General features: G+C 74.2%; 20 protein-coding genes. 10 read left to right on the top strand and 10 right to left on the bottom strand.

What is annotated here, in order from left to right:
* The coding region (locus AC0CYZ_RS23950) for an isochorismatase family protein (protein ID WP_472219979.1) at positions 1-420 on the top strand (420 nt) is incomplete at its 5' end.
* Here AC0CYZ_RS23950 and AC0CYZ_RS23945 read toward each other — a convergent pair.
* The 3 genes from AC0CYZ_RS23945 to AC0CYZ_RS23935 all read right to left on the bottom strand — a co-directional run bounded on the left by AC0CYZ_RS23945 (position 417) and on the right by AC0CYZ_RS23935 (position 4930).
* Positions 417-905, bottom strand: coding sequence for a MarR family winged helix-turn-helix transcriptional regulator (locus AC0CYZ_RS23945; protein WP_472219977.1), 489 nt, complete (start codon positions 903-905; stop codon positions 417-419). The genes AC0CYZ_RS23950 and AC0CYZ_RS23945 overlap by 4 nt on opposite strands.
* A gap of 11 nt (positions 906-916) precedes the next feature.
* Positions 917-4195: a fused isobutyryl-CoA mutase/GTPase IcmF gene (gene icmF / locus AC0CYZ_RS23940; RefSeq protein WP_472219974.1), complete on the bottom strand. Its 3279-nt coding sequence runs from the start codon at positions 4193-4195 to the stop codon at positions 917-919.
* A gap of 69 nt (positions 4196-4264) precedes the next feature.
* On the bottom strand, positions 4265-4930 hold the full coding sequence (locus AC0CYZ_RS23935; RefSeq protein ID WP_472219971.1) for an NUDIX hydrolase: 666 nt from the start codon (positions 4928-4930) through the stop codon (positions 4265-4267).
* Between the two features lie 62 nt (positions 4931-4992).
* On the opposite strand from AC0CYZ_RS23935, the gene AC0CYZ_RS23930 reads away from it, so the two are divergent.
* Positions 4993-5148, top strand: coding sequence for a hypothetical protein (locus AC0CYZ_RS23930; protein WP_472219969.1), 156 nt, complete (start codon positions 4993-4995; stop codon positions 5146-5148).
* Between the two features lie 178 nt (positions 5149-5326).
* Here the strand turns inward: AC0CYZ_RS23930 and AC0CYZ_RS23925 are convergent, their stop codons facing one another.
* The 7 genes from AC0CYZ_RS23925 to AC0CYZ_RS23895 all read right to left on the bottom strand — a co-directional run bounded on the left by AC0CYZ_RS23925 (position 5327) and on the right by AC0CYZ_RS23895 (position 12116).
* Entirely contained in the window at positions 5327-6373 is a 1047-nt protein-coding gene (locus AC0CYZ_RS23925) for a nitronate monooxygenase (RefSeq protein ID WP_472219966.1), read from the bottom strand.
* A gap of 64 nt (positions 6374-6437) precedes the next feature.
* Positions 6438-6950, bottom strand: a complete 513-nt coding sequence (locus AC0CYZ_RS23920; protein ID WP_472219964.1) for a 2'-5' RNA ligase family protein — start codon at positions 6948-6950, stop codon at positions 6438-6440.
* Positions 6947-7897, bottom strand: a complete 951-nt coding sequence (locus AC0CYZ_RS23915) for a pseudouridine synthase (protein ID WP_472219963.1) — start codon at positions 7895-7897, stop codon at positions 6947-6949. The genes AC0CYZ_RS23920 and AC0CYZ_RS23915 overlap by 4 nt, the downstream gene beginning before the upstream one ends.
* A gap of 33 nt (positions 7898-7930) precedes the next feature.
* Entirely contained in the window at positions 7931-9145 is a 1215-nt protein-coding gene (locus AC0CYZ_RS23910; RefSeq protein WP_472219961.1) for an acyl-CoA dehydrogenase family protein, read from the bottom strand.
* Between the two features lie 312 nt (positions 9146-9457).
* On the bottom strand, positions 9458-10375 hold the full coding sequence (locus AC0CYZ_RS23905; RefSeq protein ID WP_472219959.1) for a 3-hydroxyacyl-CoA dehydrogenase NAD-binding domain-containing protein: 918 nt from the start codon (positions 10373-10375) through the stop codon (positions 9458-9460).
* Positions 10372-11265 carry a beta-keto acid cleavage family enzyme gene (locus AC0CYZ_RS23900; protein WP_472219957.1) on the bottom strand — a complete coding sequence of 298 codons (894 nt, stop codon included), beginning with the start codon at positions 11263-11265 and terminating at the stop codon, positions 10372-10374. The genes AC0CYZ_RS23905 and AC0CYZ_RS23900 overlap by 4 nt, the downstream gene beginning before the upstream one ends.
* A complete protein-coding gene (locus AC0CYZ_RS23895) occupies positions 11262-12116 on the bottom strand; it encodes a TetR family transcriptional regulator C-terminal domain-containing protein (protein WP_472219955.1) in 855 nt (284 codons plus the stop codon). The genes AC0CYZ_RS23900 and AC0CYZ_RS23895 overlap by 4 nt, the downstream gene beginning before the upstream one ends.
* Positions 12117-12245: 129 nt before the next feature.
* Between AC0CYZ_RS23895 and AC0CYZ_RS23890 the strand changes: the two genes are divergently transcribed.
* The 8 genes from AC0CYZ_RS23890 to AC0CYZ_RS23855 all read left to right on the top strand — a co-directional run.
* Positions 12246-12497, top strand: a complete 252-nt coding sequence (locus AC0CYZ_RS23890; protein WP_472219953.1) for a hypothetical protein — start codon at positions 12246-12248, stop codon at positions 12495-12497.
* Positions 12494-12769, top strand: coding sequence for an SH3-like domain-containing protein (locus AC0CYZ_RS23885; protein WP_472219952.1), 276 nt, complete (start codon positions 12494-12496; stop codon positions 12767-12769). The genes AC0CYZ_RS23890 and AC0CYZ_RS23885 overlap by 4 nt, the downstream gene beginning before the upstream one ends.
* Positions 12766-13380 (top strand): nitrile hydratase subunit alpha, encoded by a 615-nt coding sequence (locus tag AC0CYZ_RS23880; RefSeq protein WP_472219950.1) that lies wholly within the window; start codon positions 12766-12768, stop codon positions 13378-13380. The genes AC0CYZ_RS23885 and AC0CYZ_RS23880 overlap by 4 nt, the downstream gene beginning before the upstream one ends.
* Positions 13381-13427: 47 nt before the next feature.
* Entirely contained in the window at positions 13428-14246 is an 819-nt protein-coding gene (locus tag AC0CYZ_RS23875) for a 2-keto-4-pentenoate hydratase (protein ID WP_472219948.1), read from the top strand.
* Positions 14243-15013 (top strand): 2-keto-4-pentenoate hydratase, encoded by a 771-nt coding sequence (locus AC0CYZ_RS23870; RefSeq protein ID WP_472219946.1) that lies wholly within the window; start codon positions 14243-14245, stop codon positions 15011-15013. The genes AC0CYZ_RS23875 and AC0CYZ_RS23870 overlap by 4 nt, the downstream gene beginning before the upstream one ends.
* 61 nt (positions 15014-15074) lie before the next feature.
* Positions 15075-15278 carry a 2-hydroxymuconate tautomerase gene (locus AC0CYZ_RS23865; RefSeq protein WP_472219944.1) on the top strand — a complete coding sequence of 68 codons (204 nt, stop codon included), beginning with the start codon at positions 15075-15077 and terminating at the stop codon, positions 15276-15278.
* 4 nt (positions 15279-15282) lie between these two features.
* A complete protein-coding gene (locus tag AC0CYZ_RS23860) occupies positions 15283-15591 on the top strand; it encodes a Rieske (2Fe-2S) protein (RefSeq protein ID WP_472219943.1) in 309 nt (102 codons plus the stop codon).
* A gap of 64 nt (positions 15592-15655) precedes the next feature.
* Positions 15656-16411 (top strand): cytochrome P450 (locus AC0CYZ_RS23855; RefSeq protein WP_472219942.1); only part of this gene is annotated, 756 nt, incomplete at its 3' end.

The raw sequence follows: 16411 nt of genomic DNA, 5'->3' as shown, positions 1-16411 counted from the left end.
CACCACTTCGCCGAGCACCCCGACTTCGTCGACACCTGGCCGGCGCACTGCGTGGTCGGCACCGACGGCTCGCACAGCCACCCCGCGATCGACGTCTCCGCCGTCGACGCCTGGTTCACCAAGGGCGAGCACTCGGCGGCGTACTCGGGCTTCGAGGGGGCCACCGACGAGGGCGGCGAGCGGGTCGGGCTGGGCGCGTGGCTGCGGGCGCGGCAGGTCGAGGCCGTGGACGTCGTCGGCATCGCGACGGACCACTGCGTGCGGGCGACCGCTCTGGACGCCGTCTCGGAGGGCTTCTCGACCCGGGTGCTGCTCGGCCTGACCGCGGGCGTGGCTCCGGCGACGACCGAGCGCGCGCTCGAGCAGCTGCGCGAGGCCGGCGCCGAGCTGGTCGGCGATCCGGTGGTGGCCGGCGGCTAGAAGTCGCCGGCCTCGCGGCGCAGCTCGGTGAGCACGTCGACGAGGCGCTCGACGTCCTGCGGACCCAGACCCGGCTCGGCGAACACGGAGGCATTCAGCTCCTCGGTCGCCTTGCCGGCCACGGCCCGCCCGTCGTCGGTCAGCTCGACCAGGGTCGTCCGGCGATCGGTCGGGTGCGGCGCCCGCCGGACGAAGCCCTGCCCCTCCAGCCGGTCCACCGCGTTCGTCACCGAGGCCGGGTGCACCTGCAGCCGCTCGCCGATCCGGGCCATCGGCAACGTGCCGCGCCGGCTGAGCCGCAACAGCATGAGCACCTCGTAGCGCGCGAACGTGAGCCCGAACGGCCGCAGCACCTCCTCGACGCGGGCCTGCACGATCTGCTGCGCCCGCATCAGCGACGTCACCGCAGCCATGCCCGGCGCGGCCGCCCCCCAGCCCTGCTCCGACCAGAGCCGCCGCGCCTCGGCCACCGGGTCGAACGGCAACCTGCGCGGGGTCACAGCGAACGCCTGTACTGACCGCCGACCTCGAAGAACGCCTGGCTGATCTGACCGAGCGAGCACACGCGGACGGCGTCCATGAGGGCCTCGAACGTGTTCTCGCCGGCCATCGCGACGGCCTTGAGGCGTTCCAGCGCGGCCGGTGCCTCCGCGGCGTGCCGCTCGTGGAAGTCGGCGAGTCGGCGCAGCTGCGACTGCTTCTCCTCCTCCGTCCCCCGGGCCAGGGCGAGCGGGCCGGCCACCGTCGAGCCGCCGGGCGCGACGAACGTGTTGACGCCGACGATCGGCAGGCTCCCGTCGTGCTTGCGCTGCTCGTAGAGCATCGACTCGTCCTGGATCCGCCCGCGCTGGTACCCGGTCTCCATCGCGCCGAGCACGCCGCCGCGCTGCGACAGCCGCTCGAACTCCGCGAGCACGGCCTCCTCGACGAGGTCGGTGAGCTCGTCGACCACGTACGACCCCTGCAGCGGGTTCTCGTTGGCCGCCAGCCCCCATTCCCGATCGATGATCATCTGAATGGCGAGGGCCCGCCGGACCGAGTGCTCGCTCGGCGTCGTCACGGCCTCGTCGTAGGCGTTCGTGTGCAGCGAATTCGCGTTGTCGTAGATCGCGCACAGCGCCTGGAGCGTCGTCCGGATGTCGTTGAAGTCCATCTCCTGCGCGTGCAGTGACCGGCCGCTGGTCTGCACGTGGTACTTCAGCTTCTGCGACCGTTCGGCGGCGCCGTAGCGCTCCTTCATGGCGACGGCCCAGATCCGGCGCGCCACCCGGCCGAGCACCGTGTACTCGGGATCCATGCCGTTGCTGAAGAAGAACGACAGGTTCGGCGCGAAGTCGTCGATCGACATGCCCCGCGCGAGGTAGCTCTCGACGTAGGTGAAGCCGTTGGCCAGGGTGAACGCGAGCTGGGTGAGGGGGTTCGCCCCGGCCTCCGCGATGTGGTACCCGCTGATGCTCACCGAGTAGAAGTTGCGGACGTCGTGCCCGATGAACCACTCCTGGACGTCGGCCATGCAGCGCAGCGCGAAGTCGGTGGAGAAGATGCACGTGTTCTGGCCCTGGTCCTCCTTGAGGATGTCCGCTTGAACCGTGCCGCGCACGGTGCGCAGCGTGCGGGCGCGGACCTCCTCGTACGGCTGACCGGGGTCGGCCTCGACCTGCTGGTCGATCGCGGTGTTGAGGAACATCGCGAGGATCGCCGGCGCCGGCCCGTTGATCGTCATCGAGACGCTCGTGGTCGGGGCGCAGAGGTCGAAGCCGGAGTAGAGCACCTTCATGTCGTCGAGGGTCGCGACGCTCACGCCCGACGTCCCGACCTTGCCGTAGACGTCGGGGCGCTCGGCGGGGTCGCGGCCGTAGAGCGTGACCGAGTCGAACGCGGTCGAGAGGCGGGTCGCGGGCTGGCCCTCGGCGAGCAGGTGGAAGCGCCGGTTCGTGCGGGCCGGGTCGCCCTCGCCGGCGAACATCCGCGCGGGCGCCTCGGCGTCGCGCTTGAGCGGGAAGACGCCGGCCGTGAACGGGAACCGCCCGGGCAGGTTCTCCGACCGCAGGAAGCGCACGAGGTCGCCGTGGTCCTGCGTGCGGGGCAGCGCGACCCGGCGGAGCTTGGTGCCCGAGAGGCTCTCGCGCACCAGCGGCGTGCGGATCTCCCGGCCGCGGACGCTGTACACGAGCTCGTCGCCCCCGTACTGCTCGACGACCGCCGGCCACTCCTCGAGCGCGGCCCGGGTCTCGTCGTCGAGCCTCCCCTCCTCTGCGGCGATCAAGGAATTCAGCGGGATCATGAGCGATCCTTGATCCCGCTGAATTCCTTGATCCCGCTGGATTCCTTGATCGCCGCCGGTGGGAGGGTGCTCGGCGAGAAGGGTGGAGGCGGTGGTCAGGTGCTGGCGGCGGCGGGCGGCGTCGGCGAGCTCGGACGTGCGCGCGTGGTACCCGCGCACCGTCGCGGCGATCTCGGCGAGGTAGCGCTCCCGCTCCGGCGGCACCGGCGTGCGCAGGCCCGACGACGTCCGGACGGCGACCGCGGGCAGCCGCCCGGCACCGGCGGGCAGCCCCGTGTCGGCGAGCAGGTCGCGCAGGTGCTGGTAGAGCGCCGTGACGCCGTCGTCGTCGAAGCGGGCCGCGCTGGTGCAGAAGACGGGCATGTCCTCCCAGCGGGCCCCGAACGCGGACCGGTTGCGGACCAGCTGCCGGGCGACGTCGCGGCGGGCGTCCTGCGCGCCGCGGCGCTCGAACTTGTTGATCGCGACGACGTCGGCGAAGTCGAGCATGTCGATCTTCTCGAGCTGCGAGGCGGCACCGAACTCCGGGGTCATGACGTAGAGCGAGACGTCGGCGACGTCGACGATGCCCGCGTCGCCCTGCCCGATCCCCGGGGTCTCGACGATCACCAGGTCGGCCCCGGAGGCGCGCAGGACCGCGAGGACGTCCGCGAGCCGCTCGGGCAGCGCCGTCCCGGACCCGCGGTTGGCCATCGAGCGGAAGGCGACCGGCCCGCCGAGGGCGTTCATGCGGATACGGTCGCCGAGCAGGGCGCCGCCCCCACGACGACGGGTGGGGTCGACCGCGAGCACGGCGATCCTGAGCTTGTCCTCGCGGTCCATCCGGGCGCGGCGGACCAGTTCGTCGGTGAGCGAGGACTTGCCGGAGCCGCCGGTGCCGGTGATGCCGAGGACCGGCACGGTGCGCTCGGCGTTCGCGGCGTCGACCCGCTCGCGCACCTCGGCCGGCAGCGCGCCGGCCTCGGCCATCGTCACGGCGCGCGCCACCACGGCGCGCTCGCCGGTGAACAGCCCGTCCCAGGACGACGGCGCCTGCGCGGACAGGTCCTCGTCGCACTCCCGGATGATCGTGTTGATCATGCCGGGCAGGCCGAGCTGCTGGCCGTCCTGCGGCGAGAAGATCCGGGACACGCCGTGGGCGTGCAGCTGGTCGATCTCGCGCTGGACGATGACGCCGCCACCCCCGCCGTACACGCGGACGTGCCCGGCGCCGCGCTCGCGCAGCAGGTCGACCAGGTAGGAGAAGTACTCGACGTGCCCGCCCTGGTAGGAGGAGATCGCGACCGCCTGCGCGTCCTCCTCGACCGCGGCCGAGACGACGTCGTCGACCGAGCGGTCGTGCCCCAGGTGGATCACCTCGGCGCCCTGGCGCTGCAGGATCCGCCGCATGATGTTGATCGCGGCGTCGTGCCCGTCGAACAGGCTGGCCGCGGTGACCACGCGGATCGGGTTGCTCGGCACGTGGAGCTCGCTCGTCGCTGACTCGACCATGAGGGGATCGTCCTCGCTGCTCGCGGAGGCGCCCGGGTGACGCCGACTCCAATATAGTAGGACGTCCGACTAATTGGGAGCGGGCGTGCTCTCCGCCACGTACTGCAGCAGCCCGACGAGCGTCCCGGACCCCAGGAGCTCGCCCGCTCCCGCGAGCCGGACGACGTCGGACACCGGCACCCAGCGGGCCCGCCCCGGCTCGTGCCGGTCCAGGGGCCCGTCGCTGCGTTCCGCGTCGCGCCAGAGGTGGACGTGGATGCTCGTCGAGACGCCACCGGGGAGGGGCTCGAAGTCGATGAGCGGCCGCCCCGGCCCGCGTGGGCGCCAGCCGGTCTCCTCCGCGGCCTCGCGCGCGGCGGCCACGCGCGGCTCCTCGCCGTCGTCGACGCCGCCCCCCGGCAGCTCCCAGCCGTAGCGGTTCACCGGGTAGCGGTAGGTCCGGAGCATGAGGACCTCCTCGCCGGCGTCCCCGTCGCGCACGACGAGCGCGATCGCCACGCGGGGCAGGTGGACGATCGGGTAGTCGAACCGGTCGCCCTCCGGGGCCGTGACGTCGTGCACCTCGACGCGGACCCCGGCGTCGTCCGCGGGGCCGTCGGCCGCCCAGACCGTGGTCGTCTCGTGGGTGGCCCAGGAGTCCGCCGGAGTCAGGCCGTCGGCTTTTGTCTCGGGGCGCGACGCGTAGTCGTGATCATCACCCGAATCGGTGAGTGTATGGGGCGCCTGTGTGTTCACGAGGTCACGCTCGGGTATCAAGCAGTCCCGACCGTCCGGTCGGAGAGAAACGAGGGAGTTTCATGATCGTCCTCGGCGTCATCCTCATCATCGTCGGATACCTGACCGGTATCTCGATCCTCTACACCATCGGTGCGATCCTGGCCGTCGTCGGCCTGATCCTCACCATCCTCGGTGCTGTCGGCCGGGGCGTGGGCGGCCGCAAGACGTACTTCTAGCCGCGTGGGTGTCGGGCCGCCCGCCCCTGGCGTGTGGGGGCGGGCGAGCCGACGCCCGTCACGTACCGTAAGTGTTCGTGGCGAGATCCGCCACGTTCACCGTTGTTCGTACACGTAGAGTCAATTCCTGGGCATGGCTCGTCCCGCCGCCGGTTCGCGCGGGCCCGGGGCCGGCCCCTCAGAGCAGCGCGCGCACCACGTCCGCGGCGGGGGACGCCGCGGCGCGGCGGAAATGCACGCCGGCCCAGAGGTGGACCCGGTCGGCGTCGCCCGCGGCGGCGGCCGCGACGCGCATGGGCCGCGTCAGGTGGTGCACCTCGGGATAGGCCGACGGCGCGGCGCCGCCGTGCTCGACGGCGAACCGCGTGGTCAGCGCCCGGGCCGGCCGGCCGGTGTAGGCGCGGGTGACGAGGGTGCCGGAGAACGACGGGTCGGCGAGCGCCCCGCGATGGGTCGCCGAGGTCCCGGCCTCCGGGCACCGGAGCAGGGCGGTCCCCACCTGGACGGCCACCGCGCCTGCCCCCAGCGCCCGCCGCGCCGTCGCGGCGTCCGCGATCCCGCCCGCGGCGACCATGGGCAGTGTCGTCACGTGCCCGATCGCGGTGAGCAGGTCGACGGTGTCGGTGTCGTTCGGATCCGCCGCGGCGTCATGCGTCCCGCGGTGCCCACCCGCCTCGGAGCCCTGCACGCACAGCGCGTCGAACCCGGCCCCCGTCGCCGCGCGGGCCTCCTCGACGCTGGTCACGGTCGCGACGAGGACGGCGCCGGTGGCGCGCAACGCGGCGAACCGGTCCGCGTCGGGCAGGGCGAACGTCACGCTGATCGCGTGCGGGGGGTCCGCGGCCAGCACCGCGATCTTGTCGTCGAGGGCTGCCCCCGCGTCGGGGTCGGTCGCGGGGTGGGGATCCCCGAGCTCGGCGCCGACGGCCGCGGCCTCCGGGGCCAGGCGCCGCCCGTACTCGTCGACGGCGGCGTCGCGGCGTCGCTGCTCGCGGTCCGTGCGGGGCGTCGTCGGCGGCAGGAACAGGTTCACCCCGAAGGGCTCCGCCGTGCGCTCGCGCAGTTCGGCGAGCTGGGCGGCGAGCGTGTCGGCGGTCAGGTAGCCCGCGGCGAGGTAGCCGTAGCCGCCGACGTCGGCGACCGCGGCGACCAGCTCCGGGGTCGACGGGCCGCCCGCCATCGGTGCGGCGACCACCGGGACGGCACCGGGACCCTCGGCCCTCACGCGGTCCGCTCCTCGCGGCCGAGCGACCCGTGCGTGGCGCCCACGGGCACGAACGACCCGTTCCTCACGCCCGGGGTTCGAACCGGTACTCGCCCGCCGCCTCCCACGGCCCGCCACGGTAGTGCCACAGGGCGAGCGCATCGACCTCGGTGTCGTAGTCGGTGTGGGTCTCCCGGACGGTCTCGAGCGTGCGCCGTGCCTCCTCGGGCGTGACCTTGTTCTGGATCGTCACGTGCGGGCGCCAGCGTCGGGCGTCCTGGTCGGTGAGGTCGCCGTCGAAGCGCCGGGCGATCGCACCACGCAGCCCCTCGAGCGCCGACGACTGCAGCCGCAGCCCCACCCCGCGCCCCATCGTGAAGGGCTCGCCCACGTGGAGCGAGGGCCGCGGCCGGCCGGTCAGCTCCGTGAGCGCCGTCCGCACCTCCTCGAGCCGCTCCCCGGGCAGCGCGTGGAAGAGCGTGATGTGGGCGCCCACGTGCAGCCGGTCGGCCGGGAACCAGCGACGTCGCTGCGCGTCGAGGTCGTCCTGGGCGTCGGGGCTCAGCACGGCCGAGACGATGAGCGGGTCGGGGTTCACTCCCGAGCGGTACCCGCCAGCCACCCGGCCGGATCGTCCCAGGCCTGCAGGGTGCGTCGCGACGACACGGAGCGGCGCTCGCCGGTCCGCGGGTCGGGCCAGGCGAGCGTCGTGGCGAGCAGCTGCAGCGGGGCGCGGAAGTCGTCGAGGGGCACGTCGCGCAGTTCCGGGTAGAACGGGTCGCCGAGGATCGGGACGCCGAGCGAGGCCAGGTGCAGGCGCAGCTGGTGGGTCCGCCCGGTGAGCGGCGTCAGGCGATAGCGGGCGATGGGACCGAGGTGGGCGTCGTCGCGGTGCTCGAGCAGCTCGACGCGGGTCTCGGCGTTCGGCTCCCCGGGGACCTCCCGCGCGGTGATCACCCCGCGGTCCTTGACGATGCGCGAGCGGACCGTCGTGCTCGGGGGGAGGGCGGCGTCGTAGCGGGTGACCGCGGTGTAGGTCTTCTCGACGCGGCGGTCGCGGAACAGGTTCTGGTAGGCCCCGCGGCGCTCGCGACGGACCACGAACAGCACCAGCCCCGCCGTCACGCGGTCGAGCCGGTGGGCGGGGGAGAGGTCGGGCAGGCCGTGCTCGTCGCGCAGCCGGACGAGGGCGGTCTCCCGGACGTGGCGCCCGCGCGGGATCGTCGCGAGGAAGTGCGGCTTGTCGGCGACGAGCACGTCCTCGTCACGGTGCACCACCTCGATGCCGAACGGCACCGGGGCCTCGTCGGGCAGGTCGCGGTGGAACCAGACCGACCCGCCGCTGACGTAGGGCGCGTCCGCGGGCAGCGGTCCCCGCGCGTCGTGGAAGCGGCCGGCGGCGAACATCGCGTCGACCTCGCCCGCGGGCAGCGGGACGCGGGTGACGACGTGGTCGCGGATCGTGCGCCACTCCTGCGACACCGGCAGCCGCATCCGCGCGGGGTCGAGCCCCAGCCGGGGCGGAAGCGAGGCGGGCGGGCGCATCGATCTCCAGTGTGCCGTGCGGCGCGAGGGAGGTCAGTGCCCGATCAGCGCGTCGGAGACGATCTTGCGCTGGATCTCCGACGTGCCCTCGAAGATCGTGGTGAGCCGGGCGTCGCGCCAGTACCGCTCCACCGAGTACTCCGTCGTGTAGCCGTTGCCGCCGAAGATCTGCAGCGCCTGGCCGGTCACGTGCTCGGCTGTCTCCGAGGCGACCAGCTTGGCCTGCGAGGTCGCGACGTCCGCGGCCGCGCCGGAGTCGACGAGCCACGCCGCGTGCATCCACAGCTGCCGCGCCGCCTCCACTTGGGCGGACATGTCGGCGATCGCGTGCCTGATCACCTGCTGCTCGCCGATCGGGTGGCCGAACTGCACCCGCTGCCGGCAGTACGCGACCGCGTCCTCCAGCGCGCCGCGGGCCAGCCCGACCGCGCGCGCCGCCGTCTGCACCCGCGCCGGTCCGAGCCAGCGCAGGCTGTCCTTGAACCCCTGGCCCTCGGCCTGTCCGGTGTCCTGCAGCGCGTCTGCCGGGACCCGGAGCCCGTCGAAGCGCAGCTCCCACGTCGTCAGGCCGTAGTAGCCGATCTTGTCGATCGGCGTGCCGGAGACCTGGTCCGGGAACGAGCCCCGCTCCTTCTCGACGAGGAAGAGCTCGAGCCCGTCCGACCGGCCCTCGCCCGCGCGGGGCGGCCGGGTGCGGGCGAGCAGGTGCAGGAAGTCGGCGCGCCGGGCGTGCCCGACCCACCGCTTGGTGCCGGTGATCACGAACTCGTCGCCGTCGCGCTCGGCGGCGCACTCGACGTTCGCCAGGTCCGATCCGGCCGACGGCTCGGAGAACGCGATCCCGCCGATCCACCGGCCGGCGGCGGACCGGCGGAGCAGCTCCGCGCGGCGCTCCTCGTCCGGGGACGCGCACCCCGTGCCGTTGCCGCGGGCGATGATGCTGGCGACGCTCATCCACCCGCGCGCCAGCTCCTCGCAGATCAGGCAGTACTCGAACACCCCGAGCCCGAGGCCGCCGTGCTCGCGGTCGACCATGATGCCGAAGTAGCCCAGTTCGGCGAGCCGCTCGATCAGGGCCTCCGGGATCTCGCCGCGCTGCGGGTCGAGCTCGTCGGCGAGCGGGAGCACCTCCTCCATCGCGAAGGCGCGGGCCGTGCGCTGGATCTCCTGCCGCTCGGGGGTGAGGTACACGCTCGTCGTCGGCGCGATCGTCTCGACGCCCTCGAGGTTCTTCCGGCTCCAGGTCACGCGGGTGACCTTCCCCGAGGTCCGGGAGGGGCGCGACTCGCGGGCTCCCGGGCGGAGACCTGCGCGCGGCGCACACAGTCCGGGGAGAAGGGCGCCGTGCTGGGAGAACCTGCGCGCGGCGCACACACTCTGGGGAGAAGCGCGCGGTTCTCGCCGAACCTGCGCGTCGCGAACACCGATCCCCGCGGAGTCGTGTCGGGCCTCGCCCGGAGTGTGTGTGCCGCGCGCAGGTTTCTGCAGCGTCGTGTCCGGTTTCGGCGGGAGTGTGTTCGCCGCGCGCAGGTCCCAGCCCGCCACACCGACGAGCGCGCCTCAGTCCCGGCGGGCCTCCTCCACGGCCTGCCGGACGGCGATCACGGCCCGGTCCCGCTCGGCCACGAGCGCCGCGAAGTCCCGGCCCCCGGCCTCGGCGGCCGTGCCGTCCACCATCGCGTCGCGCAGCGCCGGCGTGAGCTCCGGCGCGTCCAGCCGGGTCCACGGGGCGAGCAGGGACGGGCCGAAGTGGTCGAGCATGTGCGCCATCCCGCCCTCGCCGCCCGCGAGGTGGAACGTCAGGCACGGGCCGTGCACCGGCCAGCGCAGGCCCGGGCCGTCGGTGATGGCGGCGTCGATCTGGTCGACCGTGGCGTCACCGTGCGCGACCATGTGCAGGGCCTCGCGCCACAACGCCTCCTGGAGCCGGTTGGCGACGAACCCGGGGACCTCCCGGTCCATCGCGATCACCGACTTCCCCAGCCCCCGGTAGAACGCCGCGGCCGCCGCCACGACGCCGGGGTCGGTCGCCGCGCCGCCGACGACCTCGACCAGCGGGATCAGGTACGGGGGGTTGAACGGGTGCCCGACGACCAGCCGTGACGGATCCTCCGCCGCCGTCGCCATCTCGGTCATGGGGAACCCGGAGGTGGAGCTCGCGACGATCGTGTCGGGCCCGGTCGCGGCGGCGAGGTCGGCGAGCAGCGAGCGCTTGAGCGCGAGGTCCTCGGGGGCGGACTCCTGGACGAACTCGGCGTCGCGGACCGCGTCCGGCAGCGAGCGGGCCATCCGCAGCCCGCCCCACGCGGCGTCGGGAAAGCCCAGCGCGTTCAGTGCCGGGCGCGCCGCCTCGACCGTGCGACGCAGGCGGGCCTCGGCGTGGGGCGCCGGGTCCCAGGCGACGACGTCGTACCCGTGGGCGAGGAAGAACGCCGCCCACCCGCCCCCGATGACGCCGGCGCCGATGCAGGCGATCACCGGCCCAGCCCGAAGATCTCGCGGGCCCGGTCGGGCGTGGCGACGGACGCGCCCAGGCCCTCGACGATCGCCACCGCCCGCTCGACGAGGGCGGCGTTCGTCGCCTTCACCCCGCGCGAGAGGTACAGGTTGTCCTCGAGCCCGACCCGCGCGTGGCCGCCGAGCAGCACCGACTGCGCCACCCAGGGCAGCTGGTCGCGGCCGAGGGCGAACGAGGTGAACTGCACGCCGTCGGGGAGCAGGTTCACCATCGCGGCCAGCAGCCCCGGGTCGGCCGGGGCGCCGTAGGGCACGCCCATGCACAGCTGCACCAGCCCGGGGGCGTCGATGAGGCCCTCGGCGATCATCTCGGTGGCGAACCAGAGCTGACCGGTGTCGAAGATCTCCAGCTCGGGCTTCACCCCGAGCTCCTGGAACCGCTTGGCGCCGGTGCGCAGCATGTCGGGGGTCGAGACGTAGAGCGCGGAGCCGTCGCCGAAGTTGTACGAGCCGCAGTCCAGGGTCGCGATGTCCGGGAGCAGCTCCTCGACGTGCGGCAGCCGGTCGAGGGCGTTGACGAGGTCGGTCCCGTCGACGGGCTTGAGCGGGTCCTCCCGGTCGATCACCAGGTCGCCGCCCATGCCCGCGGTGAGGTTGAGGACGACGTCGACCCCGCTGTCGCGGATGAGGCGGACGGCCTCGCGGTAGAGGGCGACGTCGCGCGAGCCGCGTCCGGTCTCGGGGTGGCGGACGTGGACGTGGACGACGGCGGCGCCGGCGTGGGCCGCGGCGATCGCGTCGTCGGCGATCTGCTGGGGCGTGACCGGGACGTGGGGGCTCTTGCCGACCGAGTCGGCGGCGCCGGTCAGCGCGCAGGTGATGACGACGTCGCGGGTCCTGGGTCGGCTCATGGGCGGTCTCCTCGGCGGATGGTGTGGTCGACGAAGTCGTGCAGGGCGGCGCGCATCTCGGCGCGGGTGGCCGCGCGCGTCATGACCCCGACGCCGAGGCCGTCGACGAGGGCGGTGAGCTGGCGGGCGCGCAGTTCCTGGTCCCCGGGACGGAAGACCCCGGCCGTGACGCCGTCGGTGAGGGTCATGAGGACGGTGCGGAACCAGCGGTCCTGCGCCGCGCGGTAGAGCTCCCGGCGGGGCTGCTCGTCGGGCGTGGTGTCGAGGACGGCCTCCACCCAGACCTGCATCCAGATCGACCACTCCGGCTCGAGCACCGGGCCCTCGGGCATCTGCAGCTCGAGCAGGCGCAGGAGTCGGGCGTGCGGGTCGGCGAGGTCGGCCAGGGCGGCGGACTGGCGGTCGAACGCCAGCTCGACGTTGTGGCGCAGTGCCTCGCCGAGCAGGGCGTCCTTGCCGGGGAAGTGGTAGTGCACGGCGGCGCTGCTGGTGCCCGCGGCCGCGGCGACGTCGGCGACCCGGACCTGGTGGTAGCCGCGCCGGGCGATGAGCGTCCAGGCGGCGTCGAGGATCCGCTTGCGGGCACCGTCCGGGTCGTCGGCCCGGGTGGGGGTGATCGACGGCGCGGGCGTGGCCGTCACGGCGGGGCGCTCGCCGTGGACGAGGTCGGCGAGCGGGACCTCCGACCGTCGGCTGATCGCGGCCAGCTCGTCGGTGGTGAAGCGGCGCCGGCCGGCGAGGGACTTCGACAGCTTGGTCTCGTCGAGCCCGATCGCGGCCGCGAACTCCCGCCGGGTCTCGCCGGTCCGCCCGATCGCGCGGCGCACCCGCTGGGCGATCGCGTCGGTCACGTCCTCGACGCTACGGCGGGTCTTGCTCGGATCGCAAGCCTGGCTGACCCGTCAGTCAGCCTCGACCGGACCCGGGCGGTCCCGGTCGCAGCCCTGGAGGTCCACTCGCCGGGCTGCAAGACTCCGACGATGGCCTACGCGAACGACGTCGGCGGGATGCACGGCTTCGGCGAGCTCCCCGAGGGCGGCGGGCCGACGTTCGAGTCGGTGTGGGAGGCCCAGACCTTCGTGCTCAACCAGGCCTTCGTCGCCGCGGGCGCCTACACCCTCGACGAGTTCCGGGCGACGATGGAGCGGATCCCGCCGGCCGAGTACTACGCGATGCCCTACTACGAGCGCTGGCTGACCGCGCTGGAGCACCTGGTGGGGGAGCGGCCGTGAGCTTCGTGGTCGGCGACCGGGTGCGGGTCCGGACGAGGAACCCGCCCGGCCACAACCGGGCGCCGCGCTACGTGCGGGGCCGGGTCGGGGAGGTCGTGCGGCTCGTGGGCGACGGCCGGTTCCCCGACGAGTCCGCGGTCGTCGGGTCCGCGGCGCACCGGGAGGACATCGTGACGGTCGCCTTCGCCGCGCCGGAGCTGTGGGGCGCGGACGCGCACACCGGCGACCGGGTGCACGTCGACCTCTTCGTGAGCTACCTGGAGCGACCATGAGCGGGTCCGGACACCACCGCAACGCCGAGCTGCAGGCGCGGGTGAACCGCCTGCTCGACCTCGCCGAGGCCCGCGGGGTCATCACCCGCCCCGAGGTCGACGCGCGCATCGAGGCGTACGGCGACCGGGTGACCGCCCGCAACGGCGCCGAGATGGTCGTGCGCGCCTGGAACTCGCCCGAGTACCGGGACCGGCTGCTGGCCGACGCCGGGGCGGCGGCCGCCGAGCTGGGGCACGCCGGGAGCGGCTACAGCTCCGACATCCGGCTGCACGCGGTGGCGAATACGCCCGACGTGCACCACGTCGTCGTCTGCACGCTCTGCTCCTGCTATCCGCTGGCGTGGCTGGGCCCGCCGCCGGCCTGGTACAAGAGCGAGGCCTACCGGTCGCGGGTGGTGCGGGACCCGCGCGGGGTGCTCCGCGAGTTCGGGCTCGTCCTCCCGAACACCACCGAGGTCCAGGTGTGGGATGCGAGCGCCGAGGCGCGCTACCTCGTCGTGCCGATGCGCCCCGACGGCGCGGAGGCGCTCTCCGAGGCCGAGCAGGTCGACCTCGTGACGCGGGACTGCCTCATCGGCACGGCGGTCCCGACGGTGCCGGCGCGGGTCTAGAGCCGAGGATCGTCCCTGCCCGCTCCTCCGACCGGCCAGGAGGCCGCATGACCGTGTCCGACCCCACCGGGCTCGACGCCCCGGGCAAGGCCCGCGCCCTCTACGAGGCGCGGCGCACCCGCGTCCCGATCGCGCCGTTCACCGACGCCGAGCCGAGGCTGGGGATGGCCGAGGGCTACGCCGTCCAGCGCGCGCTGACCGACCTGCTGCTCGCGGACGGCGAGCGCGTCGTCGGGCGGAAGGTCGGGCTCACGTCGACGGCGATGCAGCGCGCGATCGGGGTCGACTCGCCCGACCACGGGCCGGTGCTCGCCTCCACCGTCTACCGCGACGGCGACGCCCTCCCGCTCGACCGCTTCATCGCTCCCCGGGTCGAGGCGGAGATCGTGTTCGTCATGGGGGAGCGGCTGCTCGGGCCGGGCGTCGGCCCGACGGACGCGGCACGGGCCGTCGCGGGGGTCGCGGCCGCGATGGAGATCGTCGACTCACGGATCGCGGACTGGCGGATCACGCTCGCCGACACCGTCGCCGACCTCGCCTCCAACGGCGCGGTGGTCGTGTCCTCGCGCGTGGTGCCGCTCGCCGGCCTGGACACGCGTCTGATCGGCATGACGCTGACCCGGGGCGGTGAGCTCGTCGACACCGGGGCGGGCGCGGCGGCGCTGGGTGACCCGCTCGCGGTCGTCGCGTGGCTGGCGAACGTGCTCGGGGAGCACGGCGTGGCGCTCGAGCCGGGACACCTGGTGATGACGGGGGCGCTGCACGCGGCCGTGCCCATCGCGGCCGGCGACGTGTGGCGGGCGGAGTTCGACCGGCTGGGCCCCGTGACCACTCGCGTGACGGCGGGCGCGGAGGTGGCCGCGTGACGGCGCTCGACGTGCACGACCTGGCGGCGCGGCTGTCGAAGGCGGTCGCGGAGCGGACGGCGATCGCCCCGCTGACCGACGAGTTCTCCGACCTCGACCTCGAGACCGGCTACGCGGTGCAGCGGGTGCTGCGCGACCAGGCGGGCCCGACGGCGGGCTGGAAGCTCGGGGTGACCTCGCGCGCCAAGCAGGCGCAGGTCGGGGTCTCCTCGCCGATCTGCGGATTCCTCCCGGCCACCGCCGCGCTGGACCTGGGCGAGCCGCTCTCGGTGTCGTCGCTGATCCAGCCGCGGGCGGAGCCGGAGATCGTGTTCGTGCTCGGCCGCGACCTGTCCGGCGCGCACGTCACGGCCGTGGACGTGCTCTCCGCGACCGCGGGCCTCGCCGTCGGGATCGAGGTCCTCGACTCCCGGTTCCGCGACTACCGGTTCACGATGGCCGACGTCGTCGCGGACAACACCTCGGCGGCGCGCTACGTCGTCGGGACCCCGGTCCCGCCGGCCGGGATCGACGTGCGGCTGGTCGGCGTGGTGCTCGAGAAGAACGGCGAGGTGGTCGCGACGGCGTCGGGGGCGGCGTCGCTCGGACACCCGGCGGCGGCGGTCGCGTGGCTGGTGCGCCGACTCGCGGCGTCCGGGGAGGGCCTGCGGGCCGGCGAGGTCGTGCTCTCCGGCGGGCTGACGGCGGCGACCCCGGTGGCCGCCGGCGACGTGGTGACCGTGTCGGTCGACCGGCTCGGCACGGTGGAGATGGCTGTCGCCATGTGAACGGTCGTCGTCGCCCGCGCGACGAAAACCGTGCACATGGCCCGACGAAGGAGGGCCCGACGTGCCCCTGGTCCAGATCACCCTCGCCCGCGGGCGCACCCCCGAACAGCTCGCCGCGCTGGGGGAGAAGGTGACGGCGGCGGTGGCGGACGCGGTGGGCGCCCCGGCCGGGAACGTCCGCGTGGTGGTCACCGAGTGCGAGCCCGAGCACTGGTTCGTCGGCGGCGAGTCGCTCGCCGACCTGCGGGCGTCGGGCCGACGGTGACGTCGTGCTCGTCGACCTCGGCGACCCGGCCGGGCGCTCCGCCTGGACGGTGACCGCCGACGACGGCCGGACGTTCGCCGTCTTCGTCCTCGACGGGGGCGCGCTGCGCGTGTGCGACGCGGCGTGCCCGCACCTCGCCGGCCCGCTCGTCGAGGGGCGGGTCCGCGGGACCGAGCTGCGCTGCCCGTGGCACGGCCACCGCTTCGACCTCGACACCGGGGCCTGCCGCAGCAGCGCCCTCTTCGCGCTCGCGGTGCACCCGGTGGTCGAGGTCGACGGCCGGCCGCACGCCGACGTCGGCCCGGAGCCTTAAACGGGAGATCACTGCCGCTTCACGTGTACCGTCGAGGAGGTCGCCGTCCTCCAGGAGTGATCCCGTGTCTGCTTCCCTCGACGCCAGGGACCTGCCGCTGCACCTGCAGCGGGACCAGTTCGCCCCCCTCGCCGCGGTCAACGCCCTGCGCGACGAGCCCGGGCTCGAGCGCGTCACCGACAGCCTCGGGCACCCCGCCTGGCTGGTGACCCGCTACGCCGACGCCCGTGAGGTGCTCGGTGACGCGACCCGCTTCTCCACCGAGCGCCTCCCCGTGATGCGCCTGCCGGGCACCGACCCCGCGGCGATGCGGGCCGGCAACCTGCTGATGACCGACCCGCCCGAGCACACCCGGCTGCGGCGCCTGCTCACCGGCGAGTTCACGGTGAAGCGGATCCGCCGCCTCGAGCCGCGGATCACCGAGATCGTCGACGAGCGGCTCGACGCGATGGCCCAGGCGGGCCCGCCCAGCGACCTCGTCGCGGACTTCGCGCTGCCCGTCCCGAGCCTGGTCATCTGCGAGCTGCTCGGCGTCCCGTACGCCGATCGCGAGGACTTCCAGTCCCGCGCCTCGAAGCAGATCGACCTCACCCTGCCGCTCGAGGAGCGGGGCCGGGTGTCGGCCGAGTCCCGCGCCTACATGGGCGACCTGGTCGACCGGGCGTTCGCCGAGCCCGGCGACGACATGCTCGGGATGCTCGTGCGCGAGCACGGCGAGGACCTCACGCGCGACGAGCTCATCGGGATCGCCTCGCTGCTGCTGATCGCGGGCCACGAGACCACCGCGAACATGCTCGCCCTCGGCACGCTCGCGCTGCTG

The sequence above is a fragment of the Actinomycetospora sp. genome (assembly GCF_055612215.1).
Note: the sequence above shows the minus strand (reverse complement) of the source record. Positions and strands in the feature narration are given on the sequence as shown.